The sequence below is a fragment of the Nocardioides aestuarii genome, from assembly GCF_039527245.1.
Classification (GTDB): Bacteria; Actinomycetota; Actinomycetes; order Propionibacteriales; family Nocardioidaceae; genus Nocardioides; species Nocardioides aestuarii.
Genome location: NZ_BAAAJT010000002.1, coordinates 1,869,436 through 1,878,645 on the forward strand (window position 1 = coordinate 1,869,436; position 9,210 = coordinate 1,878,645).

6 protein-coding genes and 1 pseudogene are annotated in these 9,210 nt (G+C 70.1%); all 7 read left to right on the forward strand.

The window, feature by feature from the left end; all coding sequences use genetic code 11:
- Positions 1 to 179 precede the first annotated feature (179 nt).
- Complete coding sequence (gene dnaA, locus ABD091_RS09530; RefSeq protein WP_379189522.1) at positions 180 to 1,682, forward strand: chromosomal replication initiator protein DnaA; 1,503 nt, start codon at positions 180 to 182, stop codon at positions 1,680 to 1,682.
- Between the two features lie 428 nt (positions 1,683 to 2,110).
- Positions 2,111 to 3,256: a DNA polymerase III subunit beta gene (dnaN, locus tag ABD091_RS09535; protein WP_343917759.1), complete on the forward strand. Its 1,146-nt coding sequence runs from the start codon at positions 2,111 to 2,113 to the stop codon at positions 3,254 to 3,256.
- 18 nt (positions 3,257 to 3,274) lie between these two features.
- A pseudogene (gene gnd, locus ABD091_RS09540) lies at positions 3,275 to 4,195 on the forward strand (phosphogluconate dehydrogenase (NAD(+)-dependent, decarboxylating)); the annotation flags it as partial.
- Positions 4,196 to 4,203: 8 nt separating this feature from the next.
- Positions 4,204 to 5,346 (forward strand): DNA replication/repair protein RecF, encoded by a 1,143-nt coding sequence (gene recF, locus ABD091_RS09545; protein WP_343917761.1) that lies wholly within the window; start codon positions 4,204 to 4,206, stop codon positions 5,344 to 5,346.
- Complete coding sequence (locus ABD091_RS09550; protein ID WP_343917763.1) at positions 5,336 to 5,884, forward strand: DciA family protein; 549 nt, start codon at positions 5,336 to 5,338, stop codon at positions 5,882 to 5,884. Before recF ends, ABD091_RS09550 begins: the two co-directional genes overlap by 11 nt.
- A gap of 246 nt (positions 5,885 to 6,130) precedes the next feature.
- Complete coding sequence (gyrB, locus tag ABD091_RS09555) at positions 6,131 to 8,203, forward strand: DNA topoisomerase (ATP-hydrolyzing) subunit B (protein ID WP_343917765.1); 2,073 nt, start codon at positions 6,131 to 6,133, stop codon at positions 8,201 to 8,203.
- 144 nt (positions 8,204 to 8,347) lie between these two features.
- The coding region (locus ABD091_RS09560) for a DNA gyrase subunit A (protein WP_343920925.1) at positions 8,348 to 9,210 on the forward strand (863 nt) is incomplete at its 3' end.

Sequence of the window (9,210 nt, forward strand, 5' to 3'; positions counted from 1 at the left end):
GCAGCGGCGTGACCGGGGTCACAACCACCAGGACACCGCGCCTGACCTGCAGAAACGGCCGCCGGACCGCCGACTTCCGACCCGCGGGGACTCCCTCGTCCACACCCGGTGAGGCGGGTTCACAGCTTGTGGACAAAACTGTGGACCGACAGACCGACGCAACAGAGAAGGCGGCTCTCGTGGACCACCCCCCGACCGACCAGGCCTCCGAGCCGACGGGCGGCACCGGCGCCCCGACCGACCTCCACGCCGCGTGGCGCGGCGTGCTCGCCGAGCTCCAGGCCTACCAGCGCGCCTGGCTCGCGACCAGCCAACCGGTCACCCTCCACGAGAGCACCGCGATCATCGCGGTGCCCAACGACTTCACCCGAGGTCAGCTCGAGGGGCGGCTGCGTGCCCAGCTCGAGGAGGCGCTGACGGTCGCCTTCCGCCGCGACGTCCGGATCGCCGTCACGGTCGACCCGGCGCTCGAGCCCGTCGAGCCGGTCGAGGCCGGCTCGGTGGGCACCGTCGCCGACCTGCCGACCCAGCAGACGTCGACAGAGCGACAGGGCGACATGTCGACAAATCGACACGATGCCGCGCGCGACCCCGGCGGCGACCAGGTCAGCGTGAACGTGTCGCCGGCCGCGGCGTCCTCCCTCGAGACCCGGCTCAACCCGAAGTACACCTTCGAGACCTTCGTCATCGGCTCGTCCAACCGGTTCCCCCACGCGGCGGCGGTCGCCGTCGCCGAGGCGCCCGGCAAGGCCTACAACCCGCTGCTCGTCTACGGCGACTCCGGGTTGGGCAAGACGCACCTGCTCCACGCCATCGGCCACTACGTGCGCTCGCTCTACACGGGGGCGAAGGTGCGCTACGTCTCCAGCGAGGAGTTCACCAACGAGTTCATCAACGCCATCCGTGACGACCGGCAGGACCGGTTCAAGCGGCGCTACCGCGACGTGGACGTGCTGCTGATCGACGACATCCAGTTCCTGGAGGGCAAGACGCAGACCCAGGAGGAGTTCTTCCACACCTTCAACACGCTCCACAACGCCAACAAGCAGATCGTGCTGACCTCCGACCGTCCGCCCAAGCGGCTCGAGGCGCTCGAGGACCGGCTGCGCAACCGGTTCGAGTGGGGCCTGATCACCGACGTCCAGCCGCCCGACCTCGAGACGCGCATCGCGATCCTGCGCAAGAAGGCGGCCATGGACCGGCTCACCGCGCCGCCGGACGTGCTCGAGTTCATCGCCTCGAAGATCCAGACCAACATCCGCGAGCTCGAGGGCGCCCTGATCCGGGTCACGGCCTTCGCCAACCTCAACCGCCAGGAGGTCGACATGACCCTGGCCGAGATCGTGCTGAAGGACCTGATCCCCGAGGGCGGCGAGCCCGAGATCACCGCCGGCCTCATCATCGCGCAGACCGCGGCCTACTTCGGACTGACGATCGAGGAGCTCACCGGACCGAGCCGCGGGCGCCACCTCGTGATGGCCCGCCAGATCGCGATGTACCTCTGCCGCGAGCTCACCGACCTCTCGCTCCCGAAGATCGGTGCCGAGTTCGGCAACCGCGACCACACGACGGTGATGTACGCCGACCGGAAGATCAACACGCTGCTCGCCGAGCGGCGTGCGGTCTTCAACCAGGTCAGTGAGCTCACGAACCGCGTCAAGCTCCAGGCTCGTCAGGGCTGACCCGGCCCGGGGACCCGTCCGAACCACAGGAAATCTGCTGTGGAGAAGATGTGGTTCGTCGCCCGATCTCTCTGCACATGCTGTGCACAACCGGTGAGTGTTGACGGGCGCGTCATCTGTCGTTCACATCCCGACGCCGTTCGTCACGCGCCCCTCCACATCCCGTGTGCACACCCAAAACGATCGCTGACCTGCGACGACACGAGTTCTCCACAGTTTCCACCGACGCTATGACTCCTACGAGTACCTCCATGGATCACGAATCCGTGTAATTCGACTCGGGCTCCGACCTGGGGAGAACCACCCGTTCTGCGCATCTCCCCTGCCCCGGCTCCCTCTCGCGTGGCAGGATGCAGACCCCGCCTCCGCGTGTGCCCTCCCCCGCACGTGACCGTCCGTTCCCACGAGACCTGAAGGACCACGCCACCGTGAAGTTCCGAGTCGACCGCGACGTCCTCGCCGATGCCGTCGCCTGGGCTGCCCGCAGCCTCCCGGTCCGCCCCAGCGTCCCGGTGCTCGCCGGCCTCCTGATCGAGGCCAGTGACGAGGGCCTGGTGCTCTCGACCTTCGACTACGAGACCTCGGCCCGCGCGACCCTGACCGACGCGCAGGTCTCCGACGAGGGCCAGGCCCTCGTCAGCGGGCGACTGCTCGCCGACATCTGTCGCAGCCTGCCGGCCAAGCCGGTCGACATGGTGCTCGACGGTCCGCGGGTCTCGCTCACCTGCGGCTCGGCGCGCTTCAGCCTGCAGACGATGCCCGTCGAGGACTACCCCCGGCTCCCGGACATGCCGGCCGCCACCGGCACCGTCCCCAGCGCTCGCTTCGCCCACGCGGTCTCCCAGGCGGTCACCGCCGCCGGCCGCGACGACATGCTGCCGGTGCTGACCGGCGTCCGGATCGAGATCGACGGCTCGACGGTCTCGTTGCTCGCGACCGACCGGTTCCGGCTCAGCCACGTCGAGCTCGAGTGGGACCCGCGCACCCCCGACACCTCGGTCGCCGCGCTCGTTCCGGCCAAGGTCCTCGGTGACACGGCGAAGTCGCTCACCGGCGGCGGCGACCTCACGATCGCGCTCGCGGCGTCGGGCACCGGCGAGGGCATCATCGGCTTCGAGGGCCTCGGCGCCGGTGGCGTCCGGCGTACGACGACCCGCCTGCTCGACGGCGAGTTCCCCAAGGTGCGCAACCTGTTCCCGCCCGAGCACCTGACCACCGCGACCGTCGACAAGGGCGACCTGGTCGACTCGGTGAAGCGCGTCGCGCTGGTCGCCGAGCGCAACACCGCGGTCCAGCTCGCCTTCAGCAACGACGAGGGCGGCCAGCTCACCCTCGACGCCGGCTCCGGCGACGAGGCCCAGGCGTCGGAGTCGCTCCACGCCGAGATCGACGGCGAGGCGCTCACGACGGGCTTCAACCCGCAGTTCCTGCTCGACGGGCTCACCGCCATCGACCAGTCGTCCGTGGAGCTCGCGTTCACCCAGTCGTCGAAGCCGGTCGTCATGAGCGGCGTGGGCGACGGGCAGGACTCGACGTTCCGCTACCTGCTCATGCCGCGCCGCCTGCTCTCCTGACCCCGCCCCCACGGGCGTAGGGTCAGCCGTATGGACATCGGTCTCATCGGTCTGGGCAAGATGGGCGGGAACATGCGCACCCGCCTGCGCAACGCGGGGCACACGGTGGTCGGCTACGACCGCGACCCCGACCTCGCGGACGTCGGCAGCCTCGAGGAGCTCGTCGAGGCGCTGCCCTCGCCGAAGGTCGTCTGGGTCATGGTGCCCTCCGGCGACCCGACCCGCGACACGGTCAAGGCCCTGGCCGAGCTGCTCGACGAGGGCGACGTCGTCGTCGACGGCGGCAACTCGCGGTGGACCGACGACCAGCGTCACGCCGACTTCCTGGCCGAGCGCGGCATCGGCTTCGTCGACTGCGGCGTCTCCGGCGGCGTGTGGGGTCTCGAGAACGGCTATGCCCTGATGTACGGCGGCGACGCCGACGACGTGGCGAAGGTCCAGCCGGCCTTCGACGCGCTCAAGCCCGAAGGAGAGTCCGGGGCGGTCCACGCCGGCAAGGTCGGCGCCGGACACTTCTCCAAGATGGTCCACAACGGCATCGAGTACGCGATCATGCAGGCCTACGCCGAGGGCTGGGAGCTGCTCGAGACCGTCGACCTCGTCGACAGCGTCCCCGAGGTCTTCGACTCCTGGCGCGAGGGCACGGTCATCCGCTCCTGGCTGCTCGACCTGATGGTCAAGGCGCTCGAGGAGGACCCCGGCCTGTCGAAGATCCGCGGCTACGCCGACGACTCCGGCGAGGGTCGCTGGACCGTCGAGGCCGGCATCGAGAACGCCGTCGCCACTCCCGCGATCACCGCCGCGCTCTACGCACGCTTCGTCTCGCGCCAGGACGACTCGCCGGCGATGAAGGCGGTGGCCGCGATGCGCAACCAGTTCGGGGGCCACGCCGTGCACACCTCGTCGCCGAAGGGCGGCGACGTCCCCGACAACGACTAGCCCCGGACATGCACGTCGCCCACCTGACCCTCCACGACTTCAGGTCCTACGCCGACCTCGACGTAGCGCTGGGTCCCGGGGCGACGGCGTTCATCGGCCGCAACGGCCAGGGCAAGACCAACCTCGTCGAGGCGATCGACTACCTCTCGCGTCTCGGCTCCCACCGGGTCTCCTCCGACGCCCCGCTCGTGCGCGCTGGGACCGACCAGGCGATCGTGCGGGCGGCTGTCGTGAAGGACGGACGCACCGCGACGCTCGAGGTCGAGCTCAACCCCGGTCGTTCCAACCGGGCGCGGATCAACCGGTCGCCGCTGCCGAAGGCCCGGGAGCTCCTCGGCATCGTGAGGACCGTCGTCTTCTCGCCCGAGGACCTCACCCTGGTCAAGGGCGACCCCTCCGACCGGCGCCGGTTCCTCGACGACCTGCTGGTGCTGCGCACGCCCCGGCTCGCGGGTGTGCGCTCCGACTACGACCGCGTCCTCAAGCAGCGCAACAGCCTGCTCAAGACCGCGGGTCTCGCCCGGGGCAGCGCCCGCGACGGCGCGATCTCGACGCTCGGGGTGTGGGACGCCCACCTCGCGCGCACCGGCGCGGAGCTGCTGGAAGCCCGACTCGCGCTCGTCGACCAGCTGCGCCCCTACCTCGGCAAGGCCTACGAGACCGTCGCCCGCGGCGCGACCCGCGACGACGCGGAGATGGACTACGTCGCCAGCCTCGACCTGGCCGGTGCGACCGACCGTGCCGCGCTGACCGACCGGCTGCTGGCCGAGGTCGAGGCCCGGCGCTCCGACGAGCTCGACCGCGGCATCAGCCTGGTCGGACCCCACCGTGACGAGCTCAGGCTGACCCTCGGCAGCGCGGACGCGCGGTTGCCGGTCCGTGGCTATGCGAGCCACGGCGAGTCGTGGTCGTTCGCGCTCGCGCTGCGGCTCGCGTCCTACGACCTGCTGCGCGCCGACGGTGACGACCCGATCCTGATCCTCGACGACGTCTTCGCCGAGCTCGACACCGAGCGGCGCCACCAGCTCGCCGACCTCGTGTCGGGCGCGGAGCAGGTCCTGGTCACCGCCGCGGTCGCCGCCGACGTCCCCGAGGCCCTGGCCGGCGTCCGCTACCTCGTCGGCGGCGGGGAGGTCGTCCGTGACGACTGAGGAGACCCCCGGGCCGGACGAGCAGGTCGACCACCAGGACGACCACCAGGACGACGGCCTCGACCTCGCGCGGGCGATGACCAAGGCGTCGCGCAGCTCGACACCCGCCCGGCGGGCGCAGCAGCGGCGGCGTACTCCCCTGCCGTCGAAGCAGAAGGCCACCGGCGCCCATCCCGACGAGCGCGACCCCCAGCTGCTCGACACCACCGTCGGTCGGCTGGTCGACGACCACGGCTGGGAGGTCGACCTCAAGGTCCACGCGGTGTTCGGCCGCTGGCGCGAGCTGGTCGGCCCGGAGGTCGGCGACCACTCGACGCCCGAGAGCTTCGCCGACGGCAAGCTCGTCGTGCGCACCGACTCGACGGCGTGGAAGACGCAGCTGACGTTGCTGGCGCCGACCGTCGTCCGCCGTCTCAACGAGGAGCTGGGCCACGGCACGGTCACCCTGATCGAGGTCCTGGGGCCCCACGGGCCCTCCTGGACCAAGGGTGGGCGGTCGGTCCGCGGCGGCCGCGGACCCCGCGACACCTACGGCTGATCAGGAGGCGATCTGGGAGGGGTGGCCCGGTACAGGGCCCCGACGACCCCCCTGCGCGGCGCCGCAGCAGCCGGTTCCGGATCGCTCAGGGGCGTTTCTGCTCCCGGATCCCCCTCCACAGACAGGGGCGGTGCGTGATCTGGGCCATTCTGCGGGCTATCATGGGAGTCGTGGTCGCACCCTCATCCGGCGCGGCCACCTCCATGTGAAGACCCCTGTGTTGTCCCCTGTGCGAAGAAGGTGCGCGTGACCGCGGAGCAGAACCAGCAGACCGGCCCCTCCGGCGAGTACGACGCCTCCGCGATCCAGGTCCTCGAGGGCCTCGAGGCGGTCCGCAAGCGCCCCGGCATGTACATCGGGTCCACCGGTGAGCGCGGTCTCCACCACCTGATCTGGGAGATCGTCGACAACGCCGTCGACGAGGCACTGGCCGGTCACTGCGACCGGATCGTGCTGACGATGCTCGAGGACGGCGGGGTCCGGGTCGAGGACAACGGCCGCGGCATCCCCACCGACACCGCGCCCGGCCAGGAGCTGCCCGCGCTGACGCTCGCGCTCACCGTGCTCCACGCGGGCGGCAAGTTCGGCGGCGGTGGCTACAAGGTCTCCGGCGGCCTCCACGGCGTCGGTGTCTCGGTCGTCAACGCGCTGTCGTCGCGGGTCATCGCCACCGTCCGCAACCGCGGCCACGAGTGGCGCCAGACCTTCACGGTGGGCGTCCCCGACGGTGCGCTCGAGCAGGTGCGCGAGATGGCCGACGGCGAGCGCACCGGCACCACGATCGTCTACTACCCCTCCCCCGACATCTTCGAGACCACGACCCACTCGCTGGAGACGATCACCTCGCGGATCCGCGAGTACGCCTTCCTCAACAAGGGCCTCGAGATCGTCGTCCGCGACGAGCGGCCGGCGGCCGAGGAGATCGTCGAGGCCGTCGCAGACGACACGGTCGCCGACTCCGTCGACCAGCAGGGCGTCGACGCCATCAAGCGCGGCGAGGGCGGCGGCCTCGAGCAGGTCTTCCGCTACGACCGTGGCCTGGTCGACTTCGTCGAGCACCTCAACCGGCGCAAGGACAAGGCCAACCCCACCGTCATCTCCTTCGAGGCCGAGACGCCCGACGCGTCCGAGAACCACATGAGCCTCGAGGTGGCGATGCAGTGGAACACGACGTTCACCGAGTCGGTCCACACGTTCGCCAACACCATCAACACCCACGAGGGCGGCACCCACGAGGAGGGCTTCCGCGCGGCGCTCACCTCCCTGGTCAACAACTGGGGTGAGGAGTGGGGGCTGATCAAGAAGCGTGAGGACCGGGTCAGCGGCGACGACATCCGTGAGGGGCTCACGGCCATCATCTCGATCAAGCTCGGCGAGCCGCAGTTCGAGGGACAGACGAAGACCAAGCTCGGCAACACCGAGGCCAAGGGCTTCGTGCAGCGCGTGGTCAACGACCAGCTCGGCGCATGGATGGAGCAGAACCCCCAGGAGGGCCGCGACATCGTCCGCAAGGCCCAGGCCGCGGCGTCCGCCCGGATCGCCGCGCGCAAGGCGCGCGACCTCGCCCGCAACCGCAAGGGCCTGCTCGGCGGTGGCGGCCTCCCCGGCAAGCTGGCCGACTGCCAGTCGACCAGCCCCGAGGAGTGCGAGGTCTTCATCGTCGAGGGTGACTCGGCGGGTGGTTCGGCCAAGCAGGGCCGCGACCCGCGGGTCCAGGCGATCCTCCCGATCCGCGGCAAGATCCTCAACGTCGAGAAGGCGCGGATCGACAAGGTCCTCGCCAACACCGAGGTCCAGGCGATCATCTCCGCCCTCGGCACCGGCATCCACGAGGAGTTCAGCCTCGAGAAGCTGCGCTACCACAAGATCGTGCTGATGGCCGACGCCGACGTCGACGGCCACCACATCAACACGCTGCTGCTGACCCTGCTCTTCCGGTTCATGAAGCCGTTGATCGAGCACGGCTACGTCTACATGGCGCAGCCGCCGCTCTACCGGTTGCGGTGGAACAAGCCGGCCGAGCACGAGTTCGTCTACTCCGACGCCGAGCGCGACGCGATGATGAAGGACGGCCTCGCGCAGGGCAGGAAGCTCCCGAAGGAGAACCCGGTCCAGCGCTACAAGGGTCTCGGCGAGATGAACGCCGACGAGCTGTGGGAGACCACGATGGACCCCGCCGGGCGGATCCTGCTGCAGGTCACGCTCGAGGACGCGGCCCGCGCCGACGAGATCTTCTCGATCCTCATGGGCGAGGACGTCGAGCAACGCCGCTCCTTCATCCAGCGCAACGCCAAGGACGTCCGATTCCTCGATATCTAGCCGTCTAAGACGATTCCTAGATTCGAGTAGAGCCAGACAGAGAGACGAAGAGACGTGACTGAGCAGACCGGAAACCTGATCAGCGGCGGCGGGGACGGACCCGGGCCCGGCGGCCGGATCGAGCCGATCGACCTGCAGGTGTCGATGCAGCGCAGCTACATCGACTACGCGATGGCCGTCATCGTGGGCCGCGCGCTGCCCGACGTCCGTGACGGGCTCAAGCCGGTGCACCGCCGGGTGCTCTACGCGATGTTCGACGGCGGCTACCGCCCCGACCGCGGCTACTCCAAGTGCTCCCGCGTCGTCGGCGACGTCATGGGTCAGTACCACCCCCACGGCGACACCGCGATCTACGACACCCTCGTCCGCCTCGCCCAGCCGTGGGTGATGCGCGCCCCCCTCATCCACGGCCAGGGCAACTTCGGCTCGCCGGGCAACGACCCCGCGGCCGCGATGCGCTACACCGAGTGCCGGATGGCGCCGCTGGCGATGGAGATGGTGCGCGACATCGAGGAGGACACCGTCGACTTCGGTCCCAACTACGACGGTCGCTCCGAGGAGCCGCAGATCCTGCCGGCCCGCTTCCCCAACCTGCTGGTCAACGGCTCGGCCGGCATCGCGGTCGGCATGGCCACCTCGATCCCGCCCCACAACCTGCGCGAGGTCGCCGACGGCGCACGCTGGGCGCTCGAGCACCCCGACGCGACGCGCGAGGAGCTCCAGGAGGCGCTGCTCGAGCGGATCAAGGGACCCGACTTCCCCAACGGCGCGCTGATCGTCGGCCGCCAGGGCATCGAGCAGACCTACAAGACCGGTCGCGGCTCGGTCACGCAGCGCGCGGTGATCGACGTGGACGAGGACGCCAAGGGCCGCACGACGCTCGTGATCAGCGAGCTGCCCTACATGGTCAACCCCGACAACCTCGCGCTGAAGATCGCCGAGCTCGCCGACTCCGGCAGGGTGCAGGGGATCTCCGACGTGCGCGACGACACCTCGTCGCGCACCGG